General features: G+C 71.0%; 24 protein-coding genes. 20 read left to right on the top strand and 4 right to left on the bottom strand.

Annotated features, from left to right (window positions below; translation table 11 throughout):
• Positions 1-831, top strand: a complete 831-nt coding sequence (gene thiD, locus GR130_RS31760) for a bifunctional hydroxymethylpyrimidine kinase/phosphomethylpyrimidine kinase (RefSeq protein WP_159507891.1) — start codon at positions 1-3, stop codon at positions 829-831.
• A gap of 117 nt (positions 832-948) precedes the next feature.
• Here thiD and rpmB read toward each other — a convergent pair whose 3' ends face one another.
• Positions 949-1,134 (bottom strand): 50S ribosomal protein L28, encoded by a 186-nt coding sequence (rpmB, locus tag GR130_RS31755; RefSeq protein ID WP_043266286.1) that lies wholly within the window; start codon positions 1,132-1,134, stop codon positions 949-951.
• A gap of 232 nt (positions 1,135-1,366) precedes the next feature.
• Here rpmB and GR130_RS31750 point away from each other — a divergent pair, with 232 nt between their 5' ends.
• The 10 genes from GR130_RS31750 to GR130_RS31705 all read left to right on the top strand — a co-directional run bounded on the left by GR130_RS31750 (position 1,367) and on the right by GR130_RS31705 (position 12,251).
• Positions 1,367-3,037 (top strand): DAK2 domain-containing protein, encoded by a 1,671-nt coding sequence (locus GR130_RS31750; protein WP_159507890.1) that lies wholly within the window; start codon positions 1,367-1,369, stop codon positions 3,035-3,037.
• Positions 3,038-3,164: 127 nt separating this feature from the next.
• A complete protein-coding gene (locus GR130_RS31745; protein ID WP_159510340.1) occupies positions 3,165-6,215 on the top strand; it encodes a helicase-related protein in 3,051 nt (1,016 codons plus the stop codon).
• 160 nt (positions 6,216-6,375) lie between these two features.
• The gene (gene rsmD / locus GR130_RS31740) at positions 6,376-6,975 is read left to right on the top strand and encodes a 16S rRNA (guanine(966)-N(2))-methyltransferase RsmD (RefSeq protein WP_159507889.1); all 600 of its coding nucleotides are present in this window, start codon (positions 6,376-6,378) and stop codon (positions 6,973-6,975) included.
• 26 nt (positions 6,976-7,001) lie between these two features.
• Positions 7,002-7,484 (top strand): pantetheine-phosphate adenylyltransferase, encoded by a 483-nt coding sequence (gene coaD / locus GR130_RS31735; RefSeq protein WP_328707601.1) that lies wholly within the window; start codon positions 7,002-7,004, stop codon positions 7,482-7,484.
• 139 nt (positions 7,485-7,623) lie between these two features.
• Entirely contained in the window at positions 7,624-8,730 is a 1,107-nt protein-coding gene (locus GR130_RS31730) for an ATP synthase F0 subunit B (RefSeq protein WP_159507887.1), read from the top strand.
• 212 nt (positions 8,731-8,942) lie between these two features.
• Entirely contained in the window at positions 8,943-9,536 is a 594-nt protein-coding gene (locus GR130_RS31725; RefSeq protein ID WP_443043782.1) for a YceD family protein, read from the top strand.
• Positions 9,537-9,538: 2 nt separating this feature from the next.
• Positions 9,539-9,712 carry a 50S ribosomal protein L32 gene (gene rpmF, locus GR130_RS31720; RefSeq protein ID WP_159507885.1) on the top strand — a complete coding sequence of 58 codons (174 nt, stop codon included), beginning with the start codon at positions 9,539-9,541 and terminating at the stop codon, positions 9,710-9,712.
• Between the two features lie 7 nt (positions 9,713-9,719).
• Positions 9,720-10,574, top strand: a complete 855-nt coding sequence (rnc, locus tag GR130_RS31715) for a ribonuclease III (RefSeq protein WP_201305056.1) — start codon at positions 9,720-9,722, stop codon at positions 10,572-10,574.
• Between the two features lie 85 nt (positions 10,575-10,659).
• Complete coding sequence (gene mutM / locus GR130_RS31710; protein WP_159507883.1) at positions 10,660-11,589, top strand: bifunctional DNA-formamidopyrimidine glycosylase/DNA-(apurinic or apyrimidinic site) lyase; 930 nt, start codon at positions 10,660-10,662, stop codon at positions 11,587-11,589.
• 239 nt (positions 11,590-11,828) lie between these two features.
• Positions 11,829-12,251 carry a hypothetical protein gene (locus tag GR130_RS31705; RefSeq protein ID WP_159507882.1) on the top strand — a complete coding sequence of 141 codons (423 nt, stop codon included), beginning with the start codon at positions 11,829-11,831 and terminating at the stop codon, positions 12,249-12,251.
• 1,450 nt (positions 12,252-13,701) lie between these two features.
• Here GR130_RS31705 and GR130_RS31700 read toward each other — a convergent pair.
• A complete protein-coding gene (locus tag GR130_RS31700) occupies positions 13,702-14,385 on the bottom strand; it encodes an HAD family hydrolase (RefSeq protein ID WP_159507881.1) in 684 nt (227 codons plus the stop codon).
• A complete protein-coding gene (locus tag GR130_RS31695) occupies positions 14,375-15,241 on the bottom strand; it encodes a GntR family transcriptional regulator (protein WP_159507880.1) in 867 nt (288 codons plus the stop codon). Before GR130_RS31695 ends, GR130_RS31700 begins: the two co-directional genes overlap by 11 nt.
• A gap of 200 nt (positions 15,242-15,441) precedes the next feature.
• Here GR130_RS31695 and GR130_RS31690 point away from each other — a divergent pair, with 200 nt between their 5' ends.
• From GR130_RS31690 to GR130_RS31665, 6 genes are read left to right on the top strand one after another with little or no spacing between them, the layout of a single operon-like run.
• Positions 15,442-15,744, top strand: coding sequence for a hypothetical protein (locus tag GR130_RS31690; protein ID WP_159507879.1), 303 nt, complete (start codon positions 15,442-15,444; stop codon positions 15,742-15,744).
• Positions 15,741-15,965 (top strand): hypothetical protein, encoded by a 225-nt coding sequence (locus GR130_RS31685; RefSeq protein WP_159507878.1) that lies wholly within the window; start codon positions 15,741-15,743, stop codon positions 15,963-15,965. Before GR130_RS31690 ends, GR130_RS31685 begins: the two co-directional genes overlap by 4 nt.
• A complete protein-coding gene (locus GR130_RS31680; protein WP_159507877.1) occupies positions 15,962-16,177 on the top strand; it encodes a hypothetical protein in 216 nt (71 codons plus the stop codon). Before GR130_RS31685 ends, GR130_RS31680 begins: the two co-directional genes overlap by 4 nt.
• Positions 16,178-16,203: 26 nt before the next feature.
• Positions 16,204-17,598 (top strand): replication initiator protein RepSA, encoded by a 1,395-nt coding sequence (gene repSA, locus GR130_RS31675; RefSeq protein ID WP_328707600.1) that lies wholly within the window; start codon positions 16,204-16,206, stop codon positions 17,596-17,598.
• Positions 17,595-17,789, top strand: coding sequence for a helix-turn-helix transcriptional regulator (locus tag GR130_RS31670; protein ID WP_159507876.1), 195 nt, complete (start codon positions 17,595-17,597; stop codon positions 17,787-17,789). Before repSA ends, GR130_RS31670 begins: the two co-directional genes overlap by 4 nt.
• On the top strand, positions 17,789-19,027 hold the full coding sequence (locus tag GR130_RS31665; RefSeq protein ID WP_159507875.1) for a tyrosine-type recombinase/integrase: 1,239 nt from the start codon (positions 17,789-17,791) through the stop codon (positions 19,025-19,027). The genes GR130_RS31670 and GR130_RS31665 overlap by 1 nt, the downstream gene beginning before the upstream one ends.
• Positions 19,028-19,047: 20 nt before the next feature.
• Here GR130_RS31665 and GR130_RS31660 read toward each other — a convergent pair whose 3' ends face one another.
• Entirely contained in the window at positions 19,048-19,989 is a 942-nt protein-coding gene (locus GR130_RS31660; RefSeq protein ID WP_159507874.1) for a CAP domain-containing protein, read from the bottom strand.
• A 131-nt stretch (positions 19,990-20,120) separates the two neighbouring features.
• On the opposite strand from GR130_RS31660, the gene GR130_RS31655 reads away from it, so the two are divergent.
• The 3 genes from GR130_RS31655 (at position 20,121) to GR130_RS31645 (ending at position 24,994) form a co-directional block, all read left to right on the top strand.
• On the top strand, positions 20,121-20,402 hold the full coding sequence (locus GR130_RS31655; RefSeq protein WP_159507873.1) for an acylphosphatase: 282 nt from the start codon (positions 20,121-20,123) through the stop codon (positions 20,400-20,402).
• 382 nt (positions 20,403-20,784) lie between these two features.
• Entirely contained in the window at positions 20,785-20,988 is a 204-nt protein-coding gene (locus GR130_RS31650) for a hypothetical protein (RefSeq protein ID WP_043266296.1), read from the top strand.
• Between the two features lie 331 nt (positions 20,989-21,319).
• Positions 21,320-24,994, top strand: a complete 3,675-nt coding sequence (locus tag GR130_RS31645; protein WP_159507872.1) for a chromosome segregation SMC family protein — start codon at positions 21,320-21,322, stop codon at positions 24,992-24,994.
• Positions 24,995-25,219 lie beyond the last annotated feature (225 nt).

Here is a 25,219-nt window from a genome sequence, read left to right as displayed (position 1 = left end):
ATGCGCACACCTCCCCGCGTGCTGACCGTCGCCGGCTCCGACTCCGGCGGCGGCGCGGGCATCCAGGCCGACCTGAAGACGATGCTGGCCCTGGGCGCCCACGGCATGAGCGTGCTCACCGCGGTCACCGCACAGAACTCGCTGGGCGTGCAGGGCGCGTGGGAACTGCCCGCGGACGCCGTGCGCGCCCAGTTCCGCAGCGTCGTCGACGACATCGGCGTCCAGGCCGTGAAGACCGGGATGCTGTCCTCGGCCGAACTGGTCACCACCGTCGCGGAACTCCTCGCCGGCCTCTCCGTGCCGGTCGTCGTCGACCCCGTGGGCATCTCCAAGCACGGCGACGCACTGCTCGCCGCCTCCGCCCTGGACGCGGTCCGCGGCACGCTCCTGCCGACGGCGACGGTGGCCACGCCCAACCTGGACGAGGTGGCCCAGCTGACCGGCGTACGGGTCCGCACACCGGCCGACATGCGGCGCGCGGCCGACGCGATCCTGTCCTTCGGGCCGCGCTGGGCGCTCATCAAGGGCGGCCATCTGCCGGGCGGTACCGCGGAAGCGGACGGCGGCCCGGCACCGGCGGTCGACGCCGTCGATCTGCTCACCGACGGCAGCGAGGAGCACTGGCTGCGCGCCCCCCGCCACGACAACCGGCACACCCACGGCACCGGCTGCACGCTCGCCAGCGCGCTCGCCGCCCGGCTCGCCGCGGGGGACACCGTCCCGCAGGCCGCAGCGGCGGCGAAGGAGTACGTCACCGGCGCGATCGCGGCCGGCTTCCGGCTGGGCGCCGGCATCGGGCCGGTCGACCACGGCTGGCGGCTGCGCGGCTGACCCGGCCGCCCGAGGCCGGCCCGGTCCGGCCCGCCACCGGGAAAGGCGAAAGCCGGCCCACCACGGAGGTGGACCGGCTTCACAAGCAACCGGCTTGGCTGCGCTACGGCTAAGTCGTCAGCGCGAGACCTTGCCGGCCTTGATGCACGAGGTGCAGGCGTTCAGCTTCTTCGGCGTGCGCCCGACCACTGCACGAACCGTCTGGATGTTGGGGTTCCAACGACGGTTGGTGCGGCGGTGCGAGTGCGAGACACTCTTGCCGAAGCCCGGCCCCTTGCCGCAGACGTCGCAGTTGGCAGCCACGGGTCACTCCAAAGACTTCAGATGCACTTACGGTGAAATCCCACCGGGCCGAGTGCATTGCCGTGCCGGCGCCGACAGGAGAGGAATGGCCCGATTTTCATCGGGCAACCGGAGCAGCATACAACGGCCGCTCCCGCAGAGCGAAACTATCACGCACCTCCCGGCCCCCGCCCCGGCCTCCTCACCGGACCGCGGCTACTGTGCGGTGCATCCCACGATCCAGGAGGACGACGTGCCGTACCCGCTCGACGCCGCCGCCGTCCGCACCTGGTGCGAACTGGCCCTGGAGGCGCTCGGCCGGGAACGGGAGCGGATCGACGCGATCAACGTCTACCCGGTGGCCGACGGCGACACCGGCACCAACCTCTACCTGACCCTCGAATCGGCCGCCCGCGCCGTCGAGGCCGCCTTCGACGGCCACGCCTCCGCGGGCACCGCCCCCGCCCTCGCCGACGCCATCGGCGCCATGGCACACGGCGCCCTCATAGGGGCGCGGGGCAACTCCGGCACCATCCTCGCCCAGCTGCTGCGCGGCATGACCCAGGTGCTGGCGGTCGCCCCGGACGCCGGGCCGGGCTCCGCCGACGCCCTGCGGCGGGCCCTGCGCCGCGCCGCCGCCGCGGCGTACGAGGCGGTCGCGCACCCCGTGGAGGGCACCGTGCTGTCGGTGGCGACCGCCGCCGCCGACGCCGCGGAGCGGGCCGTGGCCGAGACCGCCGAGCCGGCCGAGGTCGCCCGGGCCGCCCACCGGGGTGCGAACGACGCGCTGCAGGCCACCCCGGGGCAGCTCGCGGTCCTGGGGCGGGCCGGCGTCGTGGACGCGGGCGGCTGCGGACTCGTCGCCCTGCTGGGCGCGCTCGCCGCCGCGCTGTCCGGGGAGGTCTCCGCGGCCCCCGTCGCCATACGGGCCGACGCCCCGCTCCCCGAGGCGGCCGGCTGCGGGGTACCGCGCCCGGAAGGCCCCGGAGCCGACGGCTGCGCCGACCCGCACGCCGGCGGTCCCGCCTTCGAGGTGATCTACCTCCTGGAGGCCGGCGACGCCCAAGTGGCCCGGCTGCGGGCCCGGCTCGACCGGCTCGGCGACTCGCTCGTGGTGGTCGGCGGGGACGGCCTGTGGCACGTCCACGTGCACGTCGACGACGCCGGGGCGGCGGTGGAGGCCGGTATCGAGGCGGGCCGCCCGTACCGGATCCGGATCACCCACTTCGGCGGCGCCACCCGCGCCGAGGAGCCCGCCCTGGCGGCCCGCGCCGTGGTCACCGTGGTCCCGGGCGCCGGGCTCGCCGGGCTCTGCGCGCAGGCCGGCGCCACCCCGGTCCCGGTACGCCCCGGGGAGCCGCCCGCCAGCGGGGAACTGGTGCAGGCGATCCGGCAGGCCCGCGCCCGCGAGGTGATGCTGCTGCCCAACGACCCCGAGCTGCGGCACACCGCGGCGGCCGCCGCCGAGCAGGCCCGCACCGAGGGCGTGCGGGTCGCCCTGATCCCCACCCGCTCCGCCGTGCAGGGCCTGGCGGCGCTGGCCGTGCACGAGCCGGGCCGCAGCTTCGACGAGGACGTGGTGGCGATGACCGCGGCGGCCGGCGCCACCCGCTACGCCGAGCTGGCGGTCGCCGAGCGGCAGTCCTGGACGATGGCCGGGGTCTGCCAGGCCGGGGACGTCCTCGGCCTGATCGACGGCGATGTCGCGGTGATCGGCCCCGACCTCACCCGGACCGCGATGACGGTGCTCGACCGGATGCTCTCCGCGGGCGGCGAAATGGTCACCCTGGTCCTCGGCGCGGATGTTCCCGATTCCCTCGCCGACCGGCTGGAGCGGCATGTACGGGAGCGCTATCTCGCGGTGGACACCGTCGTCTACGAAGGCGGCGAGTATGCGGCACCGCTGCTGATCGGCGTCGAATAGTCGAAATAGCCGCCTCTCACCATCTCTCACCGCCTCTCAACATCCCTCACCGCCTCCGCGGAACGCCGGTGAACGGCGGGCCGGGGAATGCGGTGATTGTGGCCCGCTGTCAGTGGCGTGGTGTGCAATAGGTTGCGTGGCAGCGCTCGACGAACCCCTGAAGAAAATCCTCGGCGGCACCACCGCGAAGGTGCTGGCCGAGCATCTCGACCTGCATACGGTCGGCGATCTGTTGCACCACTATCCCCGGCGCTATGCCGAGCGCGGTGAGCTGACCCGGCTGGCCGATCTCCCGCTGGACGAGCACGTCACCGTCGTCGCCCAGGTCGCCGACGCCCGCGTCCTCACGTTCAACCACGGCCGCGGCCAGCGGCTGGAAGTGACCCTCACGGACGGCAGCGGCCGTCTCCAGCTGGTCTTCTTCGGCAAGGGCATCCACAAACCGCACAAAGAGCTGCTGCCGGGAAAGCGCGCGATGTTCGCGGGCAAGGTGTCCGTCTTCAACCGCAAACTCCAGCTCGCCCATCCCGAATACCAACTCCTCGACCGCGACGCCGACAGCGAGGCGGGAGCGGTCGACGCATTCGCCAATCAGCTGATGCCGATCTACCCGGCCTGCCAGCAAATGGCGTCCTGGAAGCTCGCCAAGGCGGTCGACGCGGTGCTGCCCAGCGCCCGGGACGCCGTCGACCCGCTGCCCGCGGCGCTGCGCGAGGGCCGGGCGCTGATCCCGCTCCCCGAGGCGCTGCTGAAGATCCACCGGCCGGGCAGCAAGGCGGACATCGCGGGCGCGCGCGCCCGGCTGAAGTGGGACGAGGCGTTCGTCCTCCAGATCGCGCTGGCCCGGCGCCGCTTCGCCGAGACCCAACTCCCCGCCGTGGCGCGGGCGGTGACCGAGGGCGGCATCCTCGACGCGTTCGACGCCCGGCTGCCGTTCACGCTCACCGACGGCCAGCAGAAGGTCAGCCGGGAGATCTTCGACGACCTGGCGACGGAACACCCCATGCACCGCCTCCTCCAGGGCGAGGTCGGCTCCGGCAAGGCGCAGCCGCTGGACGCCCTGGTGCTGACCCCGCGCGGCTTCCGGCCCATGGGGGAGATGGCCCCCGGCACCGAAGTGGTGGTGCCGGACGGCGGGATCGCCCTGGTGGACGGCGTCTTCCCGCAGGGCGAGCGGGAGGTCTGGCGGCTGGTGCTGTCCGACGGCAGCCGCGTCGAGGCCGACGACGAGCATCTGTGGATCGTCGGCTCCCGCAGCACGGGGGAGCGGGTGCTGACCACCCGCGAGCTGCGGGCCGATCTGCTGGGCCCCGACGGCCGGCCCCGGTGGTCCATCGCGCCGGCCACGCCGGTGGACCTCGAAGGCGGCGGGGACCGCCCGCACGATCCGTACCTCCTGGGGCTGGACCTGGGCGGCGGGAGCGCGCACGGACGCCGGGTCCCGGACGCCTGCCGCAACGCACCGCTCAAGGACCGGCTGGCGCTGGTGCAGGGCCTGATGGACGCCGGGGGCGAGCCCGCGGGAGCCGCCGCGGTGTTCCGCGGGGCGCCCGCCCCGCTGGCCGGTGACCTCGCGTGGCTGGTGCGCTCCCTGGGCGGCTGCGCCCGGATCGCGCGCGTGCCGGACGGTTCCTGCAGGGTGCACGTGGCGCTGCCGGCCGCGTATCCGCCGTTCCGGGAGGCCGGCGGCGCGTGGGCGCCCCCCGAGGGCGACAGCGGCTTCCGGCGCACCGTCGAGGCCGTCGAGCACGTGGGCCGCAAGCCCGTCCAGTGCATCAGCGTCGCCCACCCGAGCCGCGCCTACGTGACCGACCACTTCACCGTCACGCACAACACCATGGTCGCGCTGCGCGCCATGCTCGGCGTGGTGGACAGCGGCGGCCAGGCCGCGATGCTCGCACCGACCGAGGTGCTGGCCCAGCAGCACCACCGCTCCGTCACGGAGATGATGGGGGAGTTGGCCGAGGGCGGGATGCTGGGCGGCTCCGACCAGGGCACCAAAGTGGTGCTGCTGACCGGCTCGATGGGCGTCGCGGCCCGGCGCCAGGCGCTGCTCGACCTGGTCACCGGCGAGGCCGGCATCGTCATCGGCACGCATGCGCTGATCGAGGACAAGGTGCAGTTCCACGACCTGGGCCTGGTCGTCGTCGACGAGCAGCACCGCTTCGGCGTCGAGCAGCGCGACGCCCTGCGCGGCAAGGGGAACAACTCCCAGGGGGAGAAGCGCACGCCGCATCTCCTGGTGATGACCGCGACCCCGATTCCGCGCACGGTCGCCATGACCGTCTTCGGCGATCTGGAGACCTCGGTCCTGGACCAACTCCCCGCCGGGCGCTCGCCGATCGCCAGCCATGTGGTGCCCGCCAAGGACAAGCCGCACTTCCTCGCCCGCGCCTGGGAGCGGGTCCGCGAAGAGGTGGCCGCCGGGCACCAGGCGTATGTGGTGTGCCCGCGGATCGGCGACGACGAGGACGAAGTCGCCGCCAAGGGCGGGAAGAAGGGCGCGGCGGGCGCCAAGGGCGGGGCGGCCACGGCCGGTTCACCGGAGGACATCGCGGAGAAGCGACCGCCGCTCGCCGTCCTCGAGATCGCCGACCAGCTGGCCAGGGGCCCGCTCGAAGGGCTGCGGGTGGCGGCGCTGCACGGCCGGATGGCCCCGGACGACAAGGACGCCGTGATGCGCCGGTTCGCCGCCGGCGAGCTGGACGTGCTGGTCGCCACCACCGTCATCGAGGTCGGCGTGAACGTCCCGAACGCCACCGCCATGGTGATCATGGACGCGGACCGCTTCGGCGTCTCCCAGCTGCACCAGCTGCGCGGCCGGGTGGGCCGCGGCTCCGCGCCCGGCCTGTGCCTGCTGGTCAGCGAGATGCCCGAGGCCAGCCCGGCGCGCGCCCGGCTCGCCGCGGTCGCCGCCACCCTCGACGGCTTCGAGCTCTCCCGTATCGACCTCGAACAGCGGCGCGAGGGTGATGTCCTCGGCCAGGCCCAGTCCGGCGTCCGCTCCTCGCTGCGCATGCTCGCCGTCATCGAGGACGAGGAGGTGATCGCGGCGGCCCGCGAGGAGGCCACCGCGGTGGTCGCCGCCGACCCCGAGCTGACCGGCTATCCGGAGCTGCGCACCGCGCTGTCGGCGCTGCTGGACGACGAACGGGAGCAGTATCTGGACAAGGGCTGACGGCAGGGCGGGGGAGTGCCCGCCGGGTGAGATCGATCACGGCCGGAGGGCGACGCGGCCGGGCACCGCCGCGCAGGTGACGGAATATCGTGGGAGAGCGGGAGCCCACCGGGGCGCCCGCCCCTGCACCACCGACCATGCTCAACGTAAGGACGGGCCCATGACCCGCGTGATCGCCGGTACGGCCGGCGGCCGGCGCCTCGCCGTACCCCCGGGGAACGGCACCCGCCCGACCTCCGACCGGGCGCGCGAGGGCCTGTTCTCCACGTGGGAGTCGCTCGACGGGCCGCTGACCGGTGCCCGGGTGCTCGATCTGTACGGCGGTTCCGGCGCGGTCGGCCTGGAGGCGCTCTCCCGCGGCGCCGCGCACGTCCTGCTGGTCGAGGCCGACGCCCGCGCCGTCCGCACCATCCGGGAGAACGTCCGGGCGGTCGGCCTGCCCGGTGCCGAGGTCCGCGTCGGCCGGGCCGAGCAGACCGCCGCCGCCCCGGCCCCGGCCGAGCCGTACGACATCGTCTTCCTGGACCCGCCGTACGTGGTCGGCGACGACGAACTCCGCGAGATTCTGCTCACACTCCGTGGTCAGGGGTGGCTTGCCGAGGAGGCACTCGTCACCGTGGAACGGAGTACCCGAGGCGGCACGTTCCCCTGGCCGGACGGTTTCGAAGCGATCAAGGCCCGTCGCTACGGCGAGGGGACGCTTTGGTACGGTCGCGCCGCTTCGGCGTCCGCCGAATCGACGTCAACAAGCGTGTCATGAACGGACCGGAGAGCGAGGAGACGAAGTTGCGCCGCGCCGTCTGTCCGGGGTCCTTCGACCCCATCACCAACGGGCACCTGGACATCATCGCCCGTGCCTCCAAGCTGTACGACGTCGTCCATGTCGCCGTGATGATCAACCAGTCCAAGAAGGGGCTGTTCACGGTCGAGGAGCGGATCGACCTGATCCGCCGGGCCACCGCCGAGTACGGCAACGTCGAGGTCGAGTCCTTCCACGGCCTGCTGGTCGACTTCTGCAAGCAGCGCGACATCCCCGCCATCGTCAAGGGGCTGCGCGCGGTCAGCGACTTCGACTACGAACTCCAGATGGCCCAGATGAACAACGGCCTCTCCGGGGTGGAGACGCTGTTCGTCCCCACCAACCCCACCTACAGCTTCCTGTCCTCCAGCCTCGTCAAGGAGGTCGCGGCCTGGGGCGGAGACGTCTCCCACCTGGTCCCGCCGTTCGTCCTGGACGCGCTGACCGAGCGGCTCCGCCAGCAGTCGTGACCCGGTCCGCGACGCGGTGCGGGCCGACTGCCTCCGGAGGCCTTCTGATGGGGCGTCAGTAGGTGTCGGGCCGGGGGTCCCTGGCCGTACAGTCGTCCCGTTCCCTCGTTCCAACCCTGCAGAGAGTGGCGAGTCCAAGGTGGACGTCCAGAAGAAGCTCGACGACATCGTCGCAGCCGTCGGCGGTGCCCGGTCCGTGCCCATGTCGGCCTCGTGCGTGGTCAACCGCGCCGAGCTGCTCGCCATGCTGGAGGAAGTGCGCACGGCCCTGCCCGGCTCCCTCGCGCAGGCCCAGGAACTGCTCGGCGGGCGCGAGCAGATGGTCGAGGAGGCGCGAGCCGAGGCGGAGCGGATCATCGAGTCCGCGCACGCCCACCGCGGTTCGCTGATCTCCGACACCGAGGTCGCCCGGCAGTCCCAGGACGAGGCGGACCGGATCCTGGCGGAGGCCCGCCGGGAGGCCGAGGAGATCCGCGCCCAGGCCGACGACTATGTGGACAGCAAGCTCGCGAACTTCGAGGTCGTCCTCACCAAGACCATCGGATCCGTCGACCGCGGCCGCGAGAAGCTGCTCGGCCTCGACCCGGGGTCCTACGGGCCGGACTACGACGCACAGGCGGACGCCGAGGCCCCCGAGCGCAGCTCCGACCCGGAGACCCTCAGGCGGCGCGCGGACGAGTACGTGGACACCAAGTTCGGCGCCTTCCAGGCCGTGCTGACCAAGACCCTCGAAGCGGTCGGCCGGGGCCGCGACAAGCTCCAGGGCGCCCGCGCCGTCGACGAGCTCGGCGCCCACCTGGCGGCCCAGGGCGACCCGCAGTCCGCCACCGCGCCGCAGGCCGACGCCGAGTACCTGGCCGGCCTGGCGGGCATCGGCGCCGCCGGCGCCGGTCACGACTCCGCACCCCAGCAGCACCATGAGCAGCAGCTCCACGAGCAGGCGCAGCCCGTCTACTACACCGACCAGGCCGCCGCCTACCAGCAGCCGGACGTCTACGCCTACCAGCAGCAGCCCGAGCAGGTCTCGTACGCCCAGCACCAGGACCCGTACGCCTACGACTGGCAGCAGGCCCAGCAGCAGACCCAGCAGGGCTACGACCCGAACACCGGCTACCTCCCGCCGCAGGTGCCCGCGCAGCCCCAGCACACCGCGCAGCACCCCGGCGCACTGGACGAGACCAGCCTCTTCGATACCAGCCTGATCAACCTCGACCAGCTGCGGCAGTACGAAGAGGGCCGCCAGTAGGCGTCCCGGCCCCGGGGCGCCCGACCCGCGAGCCGGGAACGGCCGGATGCGGATTGGGCCTATCGGGGCCGGTCCAGTATCCTGGCTCTTCGGTCGCGTGTATGTCCGCGATCACTGCTGCCCGCTTGCCGCTCGTCGGTGACGGTCGGCGGATACCGCAGTACAGAAAGCAGGAAGCCATCAACGCCCGCCTCGACCACCGTTCCCCGCTCGTGTTCGATACACGCGAGCTGGGTCGTCGTCCCGGCACGCTCAAGCGGCTCTCCCGCTCCGCCGAGGCCCCCGCGGACCTCGGCAACGAGGTCATCGGAGTGCCCGAGGGCGAACCGATCGAGCTCGCCCTCCGCCTGGAAGCGGTCATGGACGGGGTGCTTGTCACAGGCACCGCCCGTGCAACCGTCAAGGGGGAGTGCGTAAGGTGTCTGGAGCCGCTGGAGCAGGTGCTCGAAGCGGACTTCCAGGAGCTGTTCTCCTACCCCGACGCCGATGCCCGGACCCGCACCGCGGAGTCCGGCGACGACGCCGAGGACGAGGAGGACAGCCTCTACATCGAGGACGACCTGTTCGACCTCGAACCCGTGCTGCGGGACGCGGTGGTGCTGTCACTGCCGCTGCAGCCGGTGTGCCAGGACGACTGCCCCGGCCTGTGCTCCGAGTGCGGAGCGCGGCTCGCGGACGATCTGGACCACCACCACGATGCCGTCGACATGCGCTGGGCGGCACTGCAGGGACTCGCCGGGACCAACCAGGACCGCGAGAAGGACAACGTACCCCGCGACGGCGGGGATGAACCTCAGGAGAAGTAGCCGTGGCTGTTCCGAAGCGGAAGATGTCGCGCAGCAACACGCGCCACCGCCGGTCGCAGTGGAAGGCTGCGGTCCCCACCCTGGTGGCGTGCGAGCGCTGCAACGAGCCGAAGCAGCAGCACATCGCGTGCCCCAGCTGCGGCACCTACAACAAGCGCCAGGTCATCGCGGTCTGAGCGGCTGGTGACAGGCACTGTGTCTAGCCCCAAGAAGGCGGAAGACGCTCATTCGTCGCCCCGCGCACGCGGGGAGGAAACGGCTCCCGCGGACACGGCCTCGTCTCTCACGCTTCTGGAAGGGCGGCTCGGGTACACACTTGAGTCCGCCCTTCTGGTGCGTGCGCTGACGCACCGCTCGTACGCCTACGAGAACGGCGGTCTGCCCACCAACGAGCGGCTCGAATTCCTCGGGGATTCGGTGCTCGGCCTGGTGGTCACGGACACGCTGTACCGCATCCACCCCGACCTGCCGGAAGGCCAGCTGGCCAAACTGCGGGCCGCGGTGGTCAACTCGCGGGCGCTCGCCGAGGTGGGCCGCGGCCTCGACCTCGGCGCCTTCATCCGCCTCGGCCGGGGCGAAGAGGGCACGGGCGGCCGGGACAAGGCGTCCATCCTCGCCGACACCCTGGAAGCGGTGATCGGTGCGGTCTATCTCGACCAGGGCCTCGACGCGGCCGGCGAGCTGGTGCACCGGCTCTTCGACCCGCTGATCGAGAAGTCCTCCAGCCTGGGCGCCGGCCTCGACTGGAAGACCAGCCTCCAGGAGCTGACCGCGACCGAGGGCCTCGGCGTTCCGGAGTACCTGGTCACCGAGACCGGCCCGGACCACGAGAAGACCTTCACTGCTGCCGCCCGCGTCGGTGGTGTCTCGTACGGCACCGGCACCGGCCGCAGCAAGAAGGAAGCCGAGCAGCAGGCGGCCGAGTCCGCGTGGCGTGCGATCCGCGCCGCGGCGGACGAGGCGGCCAAGGCCAAGGAGTCCCCGGCTTCCGGCGACTCGGCTCCGGCTTCCGGCGACGGCTCGTCGCCGGCGCACTGAACCACTTCCTCTGACCCCGTCCGCGGCGGCCCGGCCGCCGCGGACGGGGTCAGAGGTCTTTCCCGACGATGACGAGGAGCGTCCCGTGCCCGAGCTGCCCGAGGTCGAGGTCGTACGCCGCGGCCTTGCGCGCTGGGTCAGCGGCCGGACCGTCGACGCCGTCGAGGTCCGCCACCCGCGCGCGATCCGCCGGCACACCGCGGGCGCGGCCGACTTCGCGGACCGGCTCAAGGGGCTGCGCATCGGCACCGCCCGCCGGCGCGGCAAGTACCTCTGGCTCCCGGTGACCGGCGGCGGCCCGGCCGCGCAGAGCGCCGCCGAGGGCATCGCGCCGATCATCACCCCGTCCGTCACCCACGGCCTGGCGATCCTGGCGCACCTCGGCATGAGCGGCCAGCTGCTGGTCCAGCCGCAGGACGCCCCCGACGAGAAGCACCTGCGGATCCGGATCCGCTTCGCCGACGACCTCGGCACCGAGCTGCGCTTCGTCGACCAGCGGACCTTCGGCGGCCTCTCGCTGCACGACACCGTCCCCGGCGACGCCGACCTGCTCCCCGACGTCATCGCGCACATCGCCCGCGACCCGCTCGACCCGGCCTTCGACGACGCCGCCTTCCACGACGCGCTGCGCCGCCGCCGCACCACCGTCAAGCGGGCCCTGCTGGACCAGTCGCTGATCAGCGGCGTCGGCAACATCTACGCCGACGAGGCGCTGTGGCGCTCCCGGCTCCACTACGAGCGGCCGACCGCCACCTTCACCCGCCCGCGCACCGCCGCGCTGCTGGGGCACGTACGGGACGTGATGAACGCGGCGCTGGCCGTCGGCGGCACCAGCTTCGACAGCCTCTACGTCAACGTCAACGGCGAGTCCGGCTACTTCGAGCGCTCCCTGGACGCGTACGGTCGCGAGGACGAACCGTGCCGCCGCTGCGGTACGCCGATCCGCCGCCGCCCCTGGATGAACCGCTCCAGCTACTTCTGCCCGCGCTGCCAGCGCCCGCCCCGGCCGCGCTGAGCCGGACCGGCTCGGTGGCCCGCACCGGGCAGCGGGCTCAGAAGCCGAACAAGTGACAGACCAGGTGTCTCACCTGCGGTCAGCTAACCGATCAACGTTGTGACCTGCGGTTGAGCGGTCGATGGTTGTCAGTGTTGGTTATTACTGAGCGCCCTTTCACGGCCCCAGGACGGCCCGGCTTCGCTCGGACGGAGTTCCGTAAGTGACCTTGACCTGCGCAGTCGATTTAGGGTCGTTTCGTGGATATTGCGTCGTTGATGGTGGCCTTGGCGGGTGTTCTGGCATCCGGACTTGGGATTGTCTTCGAACGACTTGCGAAGCGTCGGGTAGACGCCTCCCTCAAGCCAGTGCCACTAGACCAGCGTGTGCAGCAACTCGGTCGATCGATGCGTGAGTCCGCTCGATTGATCGAGCAAGTGACAGCAGAGCTTGAGGCTCGATCAGCCTCGGCTCAGCGACTTAAAGAAGAAGCAGAGTCAGCTCAGGTGCTAGCAAAGCTTCAGGAAAAGGAGAGGAAGGCGGTGGCTGACCTCGTGAAGGCGGAGATTGAAGGACAGCGCCGGCGCACCCTTCGTGATGGCTTGATCGCTAATGCCTTCTTTTTCGTGGGAGGTGGGCTGGTCACGCTTGCGGTGGCACTTTTCGTTCATCCGATCGGATAAAGCCTGGAAGTCGTCACCGTTGCTGTACTCAGCTGCTGTGCCGCAGGGTCTGCGCTAGCCTTTGATCGGGCCGATCGCGCTGGCCTGTCTCCGCTGGGGTGCCCACGTTGCCCCTGGAACGCGGACAAGGTTCTCCGAATCGCGCGTCCTTATCGCTGCATGTCTACAGCGGTCAGGGCGTGGGTCGGGGCCGCAGGAAGCGCAGTTATGAACCGTACGCCGGCCACGGTTGATCGGAAGTCTCGGCAGATTTCTCGGCCTTCGCGGCTTGCAGCTTGGGCCTTCTTCCCCATAGGAGCAGTTGTCGGCCTGGGCAACCTACAGACCTTGCCTGTTCACCTCGCATGGCTCGCCGTGTGCGTTGTCGGCTCAGCCGTCCTCGTCTTCCTAGCCGCGGCATACGTCCTGCTTTTTACGGGTACCACTGAGCAGCGGCGTACGGGAGCGAGGTTCCTCTTGGATCGTCTGCCTGGCCTTCGTTCACGACCGTAGCCCAGGAGGGAAGCAGCCCCGCGGGACCGGCGCATGCCCGCGCTGGTGGTGTGGAGAGAGTTTGAGGTCTGGCCCTTGGGGTGAGAGATCTTGGGGCCTTACGCTGCTCCGCGAATCGGGCTGGCTCCTTGCCTGCCCGCAATAGCCCGATCGGCCCCAAGATCTTAGAGGCTCGCCCCAAGGGCCAGACCTTAAAGTCTCGGAGCGCCGCCGGCCCCAGCCACTCTCCACCCCTTCACCGCCCCACACTCGCACCTTCCTTGCCGGGGCTGCCCCGCCTCGTTCGGGGCTGCGGCGTGTGCGGCGGTGGCACGCGCTCTGGGTGGCGTTCGGTGGCGGCGTACTCGGCGCTTCGGGGTGTGCTGCTGCGGGCTTTGGCTTCGCGGCCGGTGGCGTCACGCCTGGTCGGCGCGCGGTCATCGGTCGGTCGGAGGTGTGGCGGGTGGGGGCCTGGAGCTGTGTTCCTAGCCTCCGGCATGTGTTTCCGCCCCTTGTGGGCGCGGGCGGGGGCCGGCGCACGCCCAGCCGGCGGCGAAGACGGGGAGGCAGGGCGGGCGCCGGGCACCGGCCGGCGCCGCCGCGCTGTGCGCGGCTACTTTCGAACGTGTGAGAAGACCTTGTGTCCTTGAGTTGTCGGATGGTGAAGCGCTATGCGCGTCGGCCCCTTTTCCCGGGCTGCTTCCGGCGGCCGTGCCGTGGGTCGCGCTGTTGATCGTGGTGGGGCGGCTGCCGGGCGGTGAGTGGCCGGGAGGGGAGCCCTGCTAGCTTGCGCGACGCCCGTCAGCATCCGGGGCTTCGCCGGCCTTTCGTTCTGCCTGGCCGGGGCGCTGAGTCCTTCCGCCGGCACTTCGCCAAAGGGCTCCGGGTAGAAGGGGGTTGGCAGCCTCGGGCGGCTCCCCCTCCCCGACCGAAGGGAGGGGCTTGATGAGGTAGAGAAACCTGTAACGGCACTCCAGCCTCAGCGCATCGCGTCCGCGATGGCCTTCATGTACTCGGTGACTGCCTCGGCGCCCGCCTCTACGAACGCATCACGCTTATGCGGCTTATTGGCGTATCCGATCGCCGTGCCTCCAGCCAGGTGGGCAGCCTGGATATCCGTGATGGAGTCGCCGATGAGTACGCATTCAGACGGGCTGACTTCCAGCAGCTCGGCTGCCCGGAGCAACGAATGCGGGTGCGGCTTCATGAGGTCTGGACGATTCACCGGGCGTCCGATGACTTCACGCACGTGTTCATCCAGCAAGTGCCGTGCAAGGAACGATCGGACGCACTCGGCAGAGTTGTTGCTCACCACGGCAATCCGGCGTCCCGCGGCCTTGACTGCTTCAAGTGCGGCCACGGCTCCGGCAGTGGGAGCTCCTGCGACTGCTACGGCCTCAACCTCGGCCGCAGTCAGGGCCTGGTCGACCTCCGACCCAATTTCGGGGTCGGCATCGAAGGCAAGTCGTAGTACTTCGATTGGGTCGTCCGTGGCGGCGAGCTTCGCACGGAGCGCCGCGTCATGAGCGCTGGCCTTCCGGGCCAACTCGCCTGCCACCTTTGGCGCCGGCATACCGGCGAATACGTCACACAGGGGGCCATCGAAGTCGAAGAGCACTGCTGACGCTCCAGCCAGCGTCTTGCTGAGCTCGTCACTGTCCATCAAGATCGAAGTCCCTTGCGATCGTCTCCCACACGCTGTCGAACCACATGCGAGCCTGCTGTACCTGTTGGGTGCCGCTGGAGGACTCACCGTCGTTCATCGAGTGATGGAAGAGCACGGTGTCCTTGCCAACCAGGTCATAGATCTCGATTGCTTTGCCCTGGGCGACAACCTTGTTCGGTTTGATGGGGTAGTAGCCGAAGAACGCGTCTTCATTGTTGATCACGTACAGCTTGAAGAACTGCGTACCGCTGTGAACGCGCACGTTTACGTGTGTCTCCGGCACTAGGCCAAGGTGCTCAAGTTCTGCGATCGAGTCTCGGATGCTGCGTGTGTACCCGACCATGATGTCGTGCATCCGATTGCGAAGCCGCGCATCATCCGCGCAGTCCTCACGACGGACAGGCGCCGCCTGGGGTACTGACATGTCCGGCACAAGTATCCGGACCGTGATGCTTGATGGGGTGAGTCGCCCCACCCGGACTTTGTCCATCGGCTCTTGCAGCGCGCCGTGAAGCGTCTCGCTGGAGAATCCGGCGAAGTCAATTGTGACGTCCTTGCTGGAGAACGCCTGCTCGACGTACGGGCGCAGGCCCGCGGGGCGCTCGGTCCGGTTGCGAACGAAGACGCCGCTGCCCTTGCGGGACACGACGAGACCTTCATCTTCCAAGTCACGTAGTGCGCGCTGGATCGTCCCCCGGGCGAAGCCGTACATCTTCGTCAGCTTCTCGTGCGACGGGAGTTTCTCGCCGGGAGAGATCTTCCTGGTCCGGATAGCCGCCCCGAGGCTGCTTGCCACCTGCTCGTATGGCGGGCGCTCGTCGTCCGGGTCTAGCGGGTCGGGAACGAAGGTCATGCCCCGATGGTACGCGCCAGCCCCCGCATTAGGACAGCCAAGTTGGTCAGGCTATTGACCTGGCTAACCAGGATGGGTACGTTACCCACATGGTCGATCTGGTTAGTCAGGTTGGTCATCTCGTCCAGGCCCGGAGGGCGGCGCTCCTACCGCCAAGCAGATTCGCCGCCCTCCTTCGTCCCATAGAGGGAGCCTCCATCATGCCTGCAACGCTCGTTGCCCCGCGCCCCGCGCCCGTTGCTACACCTCCTGTTGCGCTTGCTCCGGTCCGTCGGCACAACGGCCGGGTCTGCCCGGTGTGCGCTGAGCGCCGCTGCCAGGATGCTGCCGAGTGCGCAGCCGAGTACGAGTCCCGTACCTGGATGGCGTGCCCGGACTGCGACGGCACCGGCTACGACACCACCGAGTTCCAGATCTGGTGCCTGGTGTGCGGCGGCGCCAAGGAGATCGAAGGCGAGTACGCAGTCACGCTGATCGCCGGGCTCGCGGAGGTGGCGGCATGAGCCTGTTTCCCTCCTGCCTGGACCTGCTGGACCGCCCGGCCACTTGCCCCCGCTGCCACGCTCACGCGCCCGGCTGGGTCCGGATCCCGATGGACGGACGGAATGTCCTGACCCATGACGGTGACCTGGTCTGCCCGGCCGACCCCACCTTCGGCGCGTCGGTCCGACCGGCCTCGGCCTTGTCTCCCGCGCCCGTGGTCCTCGTGGGGGTGGCGGCGTGACCTACTTCAACGACCCCCAGCACGCTGCCGAAGCGGCCGACGAAGACCGCACCGGAATGATCGCCGCGTACCTGGATGAGCACGACGTCCGGCCGCACACCGACTTCTTCACGGTGGTGGATGACGCGATCTACGCGGAGGAGTGGGCCAAGCTGCACGGCGGCCAGTACCCGCCCCTTGGGCACGGCTACCCGAGGGAGGACTACCTGTGACGGTCTTCCCCGTCGCCCCTGAGGCCGTGGCTGGCGCTGCGGCCTCCCTGGGCACCGACCCCGTGACCCTCGCCGACATGCTGCGGGTGGCCAACTCGCCGGGCTTCGACCGCTGGCAAGAGCAAGTCCGCCGCACCGGCGGCTGCTCGAACCCCATTCGCCTGATGGGCCAGACGGTCACGCGCGATGCCCGTACCGGGCAGGTGCTGTACTCCTACTCCACCGAGCATGAGCCGGGCGGCTGCCTACGGGTGGCCTGCGGCAACCGCCGCGCGTCGCGCTGCCCTTCGTGCGCCTGGACCTACGCGGGCGACACCTACCACCTGATCCGCGCCGGGATCACCGGCGGCAAAGGCGTCCCGGCCACGATCCGCGATCACCCCCGCGTCTTCGCGACCCTAACCGCGCCCTCGTTCGGTCCGGTCCACAACCGACCCGAGACCGGCCGCTGCCGGTGCGGCACCCAGCACACCGAGGACGATCCGGCTCTGGGTACGGCCCTGGCTCCGTCCCGCTACGACTACACGGGGGCGGTGCTCTGGAACAACCACGCGGGCGACCTGTGGCGCCGGTTCACGATCTACCTGCGCCGGGAGATCGCCGCCCGCGCCGGGCTGACACAGAAAGAACTGCCGGACTCGTGCCGGGTGTCCTTCGGCAAGGTCGCCGAGTTCCAAAAGCGCGGCGCGGTCCACTTCCATGCGGTCGTCCGCCTCGACGGTCCCGACGGCCCCGACAGCGAGCCGCCCGCATGGGCCAGCGTCGCCCTGCTCGATGACGCGATCCGCGCTGCGGCGAACCGAGTCAGTGTGCCCGTGCCGGCGTCCGGGGACTTCCCCGCCCGCGTCCTGCGCTGGGGTGATCAGGTGGACGTCCAGCCGATCGGCGGCCTGGCAGACGTTGAGCTGACCGAAGCGGCGGTTGCCTCCTACGTGGCCAAGTACGCCACCAAGGCAGCCGAGACGACTGGCATGGTCGATCACCGCATCGGCGAACTCTCCGAACTCGACAAGCTGCCGGACCTGCCCGACCACACCCGGCGCCTGATCGAAGCCTGCAACCGCCTGGACGACGCCTACCCGGACCGGAAGCTGTGGCAGTGGGCGCACATGCTCGGCTTCCGCGGCCACTTCTCGACCAAGTCCCCGCGCTACTCCACGACCCTCGGTGAACTCCGCCAGGTCCGCGCCGACTACCGCGCACGCCAGGACCGCCGCGAACGCGGTTTCTCGGAAGACCTGGACGACGCGGAGGGCTCCACGCTGGTCCTCGCCCACTGGACCTATGCCGGACAGGGCCACACGCCCGGCGAGTCCTGGCTCGCCGCACAGCTCGCAGGTGAGATCAAGGCCAACCGCGACACCGCCCGCGAAGCCTTGGCAGACCTGACGGACCCGGACGACTGGGAGGTGTGCGCGTGAAGCGTCCGCTGCCTGAGCGCTACCTGACCCCGGTGGACCTGGCCGATCTCCTCGGCGTCCCAGTCGAAACCGTCTACCAGTGGCGACGGAAGCACACCGGCCCCCGCGGCTTCCGCGTCGGCCGACACCTGCGCTACGACCCCGAAGACGTCCGCGTCTGGGTCGCCCAACTCATGGAAGGGGCCGCCTGATGGCCGGACACATCCAAGACCGCTGGTACAAGGTCGAGACCGGTGCGGACGGCAAGCCCGTCAAGGTCAAGACCGACCGCTACGGCACCGGCCTTCGCTACCGCGCCCGCTACATCGGCCCGGACGGCACCGAGAAGAGCAAGAGCTTCCCGGACAAGCAGAAGCGCAAGGCTGAGCAGTGGCTGAACAACGTTGAGGCTGACATGTCGCGAGGCGACTACATCGACCCCAGCGCCGGGAAGCTGACGTTCGCTCAGTACGTCGCGACGTGGTTGACGACACAGACGACCGATCCGTCGACCCGTGAATCGGTGGAGGGCCGCCTTCGCCTCCACGCGACGCCACATCTGGGCACTCGGCCTATGGCGTCGTTCCAGCCGTCTCACATTCGCCTATGGATGAGGACGATGGAGGACGCGGGCCTGTCCGCTGCCTACCGGCGTGGGATCTTTGCGCACGTCTCGACGGTCTTCACCGCTGCGGTAGAGGACAGGATCATTCGAGACAACCCGTGCCGGGCACGGTCCGTGAAGGCTCCCCGCCCCGACCCGCGCAAGATCAAGCCGTGGCCCTACGAGCGGGTCAGCGCGGTACGGGGCAAGCTGCCCGACCGCTATATAGAGATGGTTGAACCGGCGGCCGGGTGCGGCCTGCGCCAGGGCGAAGTCTTTGGCCTGGCTGTTGAGGATGCTGACTTCCTTGGGGGAGTGCTCCACATCGTGCGCCAGGTCAAGCTACTCCGCGGGCGCCCTGTGTACGCCCCGCCAAAGGGCGGCAAGGTGCGGGATGTGCCGCTGCCTGAGTCCGTCGGCTTCGCTCTTGCGGCGCACATCACCAGGTACCCGCCGCGGGAGATCACTCTGCCGTGGAAGACGCTCGAAGGTGCGCCGGTCACGGCAACGCTGATCTTTTGCAGCCCTGAGGGCCTGGCATTGAATCGGAACCGCTTCAACGACCGTGTGTGGCGTCCGGCGCTGCGGGCCGCTGGCGTGCCGACCGGACGGGACAACGGCATGCATGCGCTCCGGCACTTCTACGCCTCGGTGCTCCTGGATGCCGGCGAGAGCATCAAGGCTCTGAGCGAGTACCTGGGCCATCACGACCCCGGTTTCACCTTGCGGACCTATACGCACCTGATGCCGATGAGCGAGACCCGTACTCGGGCCGCTGTGGATCGGGTCTTCGGGAAAGGCGGGGCAACGGATGACGGCCCCACGACGGCCCAGCAAGCTGGATAAGCCTCTGACCTGCGGCTTTCTTAGAAGCCGAACTCCTGGGTCCACCACGGGCCGCCCGGCCCGAAGTGCGCGCCGACGCCGAGGGTCCGGTACTCGCAGTTGAGGATGTTGGCACGGTGCCCCGCGCTGTTCATCCAGGTGTCCATCACGGCCCGGGCGTCGGCCTGGCCGCGGGCTATGTTCTCGCCGCCGAGGTCGGTTATCCCGAGAACGCGGGCGCGGTCCCACGGGGTGTGGCCGTCCGGATCGGTGTGGCCGAAGAACCCCCGCTGCGCCATGTCCTCGCTGAAATGCTGGGCCAGACCGTCCAGTTGGCTGCTGTCGGCCACCGGCGAGCAGCCGGCTGTGGCGCGCTGCTGATTGACCAGCGAGAGCACCTGCGCCGCGGCGGACGTCCCGGCTTCGGGGGCCTTCGACGCCGTCGCCGTGCTCGTGGGCGCCGGGCTCGTGGGCCGGCCGGTGGGCTGCGCGGACTGCGGCGCACCGGGCGTTGCGGTGGGGGACGGGGAGGCCCGGCCCGCCGACGGGGAGGCGCTGGGGGCGGCGGGGGAGGAGGGGGAGTCGGTGGCGGCGGGCTGCCCGGTGCCGGGGGACGCGGGCTGCCCGCCGCCCCCGCTGCTGCCGGTCGCCGGATCCGTGGCGCCGGTCGGTGCCGCCGAGCGGCTCTCCTGGGGCTGCAGGTCCGGCAGCGCGCCGGCGCGGATCCGGTCGGCACGGTGGCCGTCGCCGCCCACCACGAACTGGCCGCCGCCGGGGACGAGTCCGGACGCGACCGCCACGGCCCCCATCGCCATCGCGGCGGAGGCGCCGAGCAGTCCGGTGCGCACCGGGGCCGACCGGCGGGGCCGGGCGGCGTGGTGGGCGCGGTGGCGGGCGGCCGGCGGCGCGCCTGCCGGTCCGTCAACTGGCCCCGGACCAGGGGATTCGGGCGCGTGGGGAGCAGAGCGTCGGTGGCGGCCCATCCGCGGTCGTTCCTTCCGTCAGCGTCATATCGACTCACCCGAAAGGGTGAGCCTTCGCTGTCGGGGGACTGTACGCCATGACGGAAGGGGCCGAAGTTCCTCCTGAGCAATTGGCCGGTTAACGTGCACACATGGATGAAGACGTGCGGATGACCGCCTGGGTACGCGGCCGGGTCCAGGGAGTTGGGTTCCGCTGGTTCACCCGTGCGAACGCTCTGCGCATCGGCGAACTCGTCGGCTTCGCGGTCAATCTCGGCGACGGCCGGGTCCAGGTCGTCGCCGAGGGCCCGCGGGGCCGCTGCGAGGAGTTGCTGGACTGGCTCCGCACCGGGGACACGCCCGGGGCCGTCGACGGCGTCACTGAGATATGGGACACGCCCCGGGGCGGCTACGACGGCTTCGCGATCCGCTGACATGGCCCGGAAAGGCCGTCCGTCCGGGAGCCGTGGCTGATCTTGGCGGTATGCCTTTGTCAGCTGCTTACAGGAGATAAGCCCTGGTGGTTGCCAACTCGGCCGACCCGTGCAAGGCTGCCGCTGTACGGATGATCTCCACGCCCCCGCGGGACCTTTCTGGGGAGTCGGCGCAGTGCCCTGAGGCCGCGCACTCTCAGGTGCCCGAGGATACGGGGTGTGATCGTGTTGACCCTCCATCCGTTTGGTGAGACTCTGGAATCCCCGCGCACCTTAGCTGTTTGGCATTGAAGGCACCTGGAGAATGACAAGCACCGCGGGTGCGAATCCCTCACGACCCACACCGCTTCGGTCGGTCACTCATTGTGGAGGACCATCCATCATGGCAAAGGCGCTTCTCGGTTACGTCGGCGGCTCCGACCCCCGAGTCCTCTCCGAGATGCGACGGCTTCAGCAGCGCGTCCAGGACCTTGAATCCGAACTTATTCGGATGCAGGCCGAGAACGACATGCTGTCGGCTGCCGCACGTCGCGACGATTCGGTGCTCGACATCGACGTACCCCAGGCGGAGCCCGCGCTCACCTGACCCCAACCCCAGGGTCGGTCGGGCTGCTCGCCAGCCGCTTGAGGCACCGCTCTTCAAGATCTGCAAGGGACGCTTCGGCGTCCCTTCGTCGTTCCCGTCGTACTCCCCGGTGGTGGAATTCCGTCCGGCGGCCTGAATTCCGCCGGCCGGCGCCTCGCCGTCCGGCCACTTCAGCCCTCCGGTGCCTCCCTCACCGCATCATGTGCCCTGCACTTTCACCGGTGAAACCGAAAAGAGGCGTCCGCGGATACCCGGGGGCCGTACCGGGCGGCGGGCCGGCGCCGGAATGTTGGGGACGTCCGCCGAGGAGCGGCCGGTAGAGTCCAAAGGCGTGCACCTCAAGAGTCTGACCCTGCGAGGCTTCAAGTCCTTCGCCTCCGCCACGACGCTGCGGTTCGAACCGGGCATCACCTGCGTCGTGGGCCCGAACGGTTCCGGCAAGTCCAACGTCGTGGACGCGCTGTCCTGGGTCATGGGCGAGCAGGGTGCCAAGTCGCTGCGCGGCGGGAAGATGGAGGACGTCATCTTCGCCGGGACGACCGGCCGGCCGCCGCTGGGCCGGGCCGAGGTCTCGCTCACGATCGACAATTCCGACGGCGCGCTGCCCATCGAATACGCCGAAGTCACCATCACACGGATCATGTTCCGGAATGGCGGCAGCGAGTACCAGATCAACGGCGACACCTGCCGGCTGCTGGATATCCAGGAACTCCTTTCCGACTCCGGTATCGGCCGCGAGATGCATGTCATCGTCGGCCAGGGCCAGCTCGACTCCGTTCTGCACGCCGATCCGATGGGCCGCCGGGCGTTCATCGAGGAGGCGGCCGGCGTCCTCAAGCACCGCAAGCGCAAAGAGAAGGCGCTGCGGAAGCTGGACGCGATGAAGGCCAATCTCGCCCGCGTACAGGATCTGACCGACGAGCTGCGGCGGCAGCTCAAACCGCTGGGGCGGCAGGCCGCGGTCGCCCGGCGGGCTGCCGTCATCCAGGCCGATCTCCGCGACGCCCGGCTGCGGCTGCTCGCCGACGATCTCGTCACCCTGCGCCGGGCGCTGGCGGCGGAGATCGCCGACGAGGCGGCGCTCAAGGAGCGCAAGGAGGCCGCGGAGGCCCGGCTGCGGACCGCCCAGCAGCGCGAGGCGGTGCTGGAGGAGGAGGTGCGCACCCTCACGCCGCGGGTGCAGCGGGCCCAGCAGACCTGGTACGAGTTGTCGCAGCTCGCCGAGCGGGTGCGCGGCACGATCTCGCTGGCCGAGGCACGGGTCAGGAGTGCCTCGGCGGCCCCGCCGGACGAGCGGCAGGGCCGCGACCCGGAGGACATGGAGCGGGAGGCGGCCCGGATCCGCGAGCAGGAGGCGGAGTTGACCGCCGCGCTGGAGGCGGCGAGCCGGGCGCTGGAGGACACCGTCGAGCACCGGGCCGCGCTGGAGCGGCAGTTGGCCGACGAGGAGCGGCGGCTGCGGGATGCCGCCCGGGCCATCGCCGACCGGCGCGAGGGGCTGGCCCGGCTGAGCGGCCAGGTCACCGCGGCGCGCGGCCGGGCCGCCTCGGCGCAGGCGGAGATCGGCCGGCTCACCGAGGCCCGGGACGCGGCCCGGGGCCGGGCGGTGGCTGCCCAGGAGGAGTACGAGCAGCTCAAGGGCGAGGTCGCCGGGCTGGACGCGGACGACGCGGAGACCGGGGAGCGGTACGGGGCGGCGCGCCGGGAGCTGGCCGCGGCGGAGGCCGCGCTGACCGCCGCGCGGGAGGCGCTGACCGTGGCCGAGCGCGAGCGCGCCGCGACGGCGGCCCGGCACGACGCGCTGGCGCTCGGACTGCGCCGCAAGGACGGCACCGGTGCGCTGCTGGCGGCCACCGACCGGCTGAGCGGGCTGCTCGGCCCGGCGGCGGAACTGCTGACCGTCACCCCCGGGTTCGAGGTCCCGGTGGCGGCGGCGCTCGGCGCGGCGGCGGACGCGGTCGCGGTCACCGACACGGCCACCGCCGCCGAGGCCATCCGGCTGCTGCGCAAGGAGGACGCCGGACGGGCGGCGATGGTGCTCGGCGGGAGCCGGGCGGTGCGGGTACCGGCGCCGGCGCGCGCGGTGGAGGCCGTGGCGGCGGTGGAGGTCGCCGAGCGGGTCGGCGGCGACGGCGCGGGTGGCGCCGAGGCGGCCGGTGGGGACGCGGGCGCGCCCGGGGCGGGGGCGGCGGTCGCCGGTGCGGGGCCGGTGCCCGCTCAGGAACTGGTCAACGGGCCGCGGGAGTTGACGGCGGCGGTGACCCGGCTGCTGCGGGACGTGGTGGTGGTCGGGACGCTGGAGGAGGCCGAGGAGCTGGTGGCCGTCCGGCCCGAGCTGACGGCGGTGACCGCGGAGGGCGATCTGCTCGGGGCGCACTTCGCGCACGGCGGTTCGGCCGGGGCGCCGAGCCTGCTGGAGGTGCAGGCGTCCGTCGACGAGGCGGCGGCCGAGCTTGCGGAGCTGGGATCCCGCTGCGCGGAGCTGGCCGTGGCGCAGCGGGCGGCGGCGCAGCGGCGTACCGAGTGCGCCGCGCTGGTCGAGGAGTGGGACGGGCGGCGGCGGGCGGCGGACCGGGAGAAGTCGAAGGTCGCCGGGGACCTGGGGCGCCTCGGCGGGCAGGCGCGGGCCGCCGCCGGTGAGGCCGAACGTTCCGCCGCGGCGGTCGCCCAGGCCGAGGAGGCGCTGGTGCGGGCCACCGAGGAGGCCGAGGAGCTGGCCGAGCGGCTCGCGGTGGCCGAGGAGGAGCCGGGCGACGAGGAGCCCGACACCGGCGTACGTGACCGGCTGGCGGCGGACGGCGCCAATGCCCGGCAGACGGAGATGGAGGCCCGGCTCCAGGCGCGGACGCACGAGGAGCGGGTCAAGGGGCTCGCCGGGCGGGCCGACGCGCTGGACCGGGGGGCGCGGGCGGAGCGCGAGGCGCGGGCGCGGGCCGAGCGGCGGCGCGCCCGGCTGCGCCATGAGGCGGCGGTGGCCGGGGCGGTGGCGTCCGGGGCGCGGCAGCTGCTGGCGCATGTCGAGGTGTCGCTCGTACGGGCCGAGGAGGAGCGGGCCGCCGCGGAACGGGCCAAGGCCGAGCGTGAGCAGGCGCTGGTGGCCGAACGCGGCCAGGGCCGGGAGCTGAAGGCCGAGCTGGACAAGCTGACGGACTCGGTCCACCGGGGCGAGGTGCTGGGGGCCGAAAAGCGGCTGCGGATCGAGCAGTTGGAGACCCGGGCGCTGGAGGAGCTGGGGGTGGAGCCGGCGGTTTTGATGGCGGAGTACGGCCCGGACCAGCCCGTTCCGCCGTCGCCGCCGGCTGAGGGCGAGGAGCTGCCGGAGGACCCCGAGCACCCGCGCAACCAGCCCGTGCCCTACGTACGCGCCGAGCAGGAGAAGCGGCTGCGGGCCGCCGAGCGGGCGTACCAGCAGCTCGGGAAGGTGAACCCGCTGGCGCTGGAGGAGTTCGCGGCGCTGGAGGAGCGCCACCAGTTCCTCAGCGAGCAGCTTGAAGACTTGAAGAAGACCCGGGCCGACCTGCTGCAGGTGGTCAAGGAGGTCGACGAGCGGGTGGAGCAGGTCTTCACGGAGGCGTACCACGACACCGCGCGGGAGTTCGAGGGCGTCTTCTCGCGGCTCTTCCCGGGCGGCGAGGGCCGGCTGGTGCTGACGAACCCGGACGACATGCTGGCGACCGGGGTGGATGTGGAGGCGCGGCCCCCGGGGAAGAAGGTCAAGCGGCTCTCGCTGCTGTCGGGCGGTGAGCGGTCGCTGACGGCGGTGGCGCTGCTGGTGTCGATCTTCAAGGCGCGGCCCAGCCCGTTCTATGTGATGGACGAGGTCGAGGCGGCGCTGGACGACACCAACCTCCAGCGGCTGATCCGGATCATGGAGGAGCTCCAGGAGAGCTCCCAGCTGATCGTGATCACGCACCAGAAGCGGACGATGGAGGTCGCCGACGCGCTCTACGGCGTCTCGATGCAGGGCGACGGCGTCTCGAAGGTGATCAGCCAGCGGCTGCACTGAGCCAGGGGGAGACCGCACCGCGTCACCGCCCGCCACATCTTTCGAAGATCAATTCAGGACTTGAACGAGGCGCGCCGCTGTCTTGTGGGAAACAAATCAGTTACACGCTATTGACTTCGAAACTTGAAGGCATAGTCTCTGCAGCGTTGCTTTTACCTTCAAGTGGTGGGTGTCCCCAAGCTATGCACCACTTGTAGTGCCAGCCCCCTACGCCCGGCAGCGCAG

This window comes from Streptomyces sp. GS7 (assembly GCF_009834125.1).
Taxonomy (GTDB): Bacteria; Actinomycetota; Actinomycetes; order Streptomycetales; family Streptomycetaceae; genus Streptomyces.
This window is presented reverse-complemented; position numbering and strand designations above follow the sequence as displayed.

Excerpts from the sequence above, each read along its gene's own strand:
- GR130_RS31695 (WP_159507880.1), bottom strand. The coding sequence starts at position 15,241 with ATGACCTTCGTTCCCGACCCGCTAGACCCGGACGACGAGCGCCCGCCA.
- GR130_RS31660 (WP_159507874.1), bottom strand. The coding sequence starts at position 19,989 with ATGGGCCGCCACCGACGCTCTGCTCCCCACGCGCCCGAATCCCCTGGT.
- rsmD (WP_159507889.1), top strand. The coding sequence starts at position 6,376 with ATGACCCGCGTGATCGCCGGTACGGCCGGCGGCCGGCGCCTCGCCGTA.
- GR130_RS31690 (WP_159507879.1), top strand. The coding sequence starts at position 15,442 with ATGCCTGCAACGCTCGTTGCCCCGCGCCCCGCGCCCGTTGCTACACCT.
- thiD (WP_159507891.1), top strand. The coding sequence starts at position 1 with ATGCGCACACCTCCCCGCGTGCTGACCGTCGCCGGCTCCGACTCCGGC.
- GR130_RS31685 (WP_159507878.1), top strand. The coding sequence starts at position 15,741 with ATGAGCCTGTTTCCCTCCTGCCTGGACCTGCTGGACCGCCCGGCCACT.
- GR130_RS31700 (WP_159507881.1), bottom strand. The coding sequence starts at position 14,385 with ATGGACAGTGACGAGCTCAGCAAGACGCTGGCTGGAGCGTCAGCAGTG.
- GR130_RS31665 (WP_159507875.1), top strand. The coding sequence starts at position 17,789 with ATGGCCGGACACATCCAAGACCGCTGGTACAAGGTCGAGACCGGTGCG.
- GR130_RS31655 (WP_159507873.1), top strand. The coding sequence starts at position 20,121 with ATGGATGAAGACGTGCGGATGACCGCCTGGGTACGCGGCCGGGTCCAG.
- GR130_RS31650 (WP_043266296.1), top strand. The coding sequence starts at position 20,785 with ATGGCAAAGGCGCTTCTCGGTTACGTCGGCGGCTCCGACCCCCGAGTC.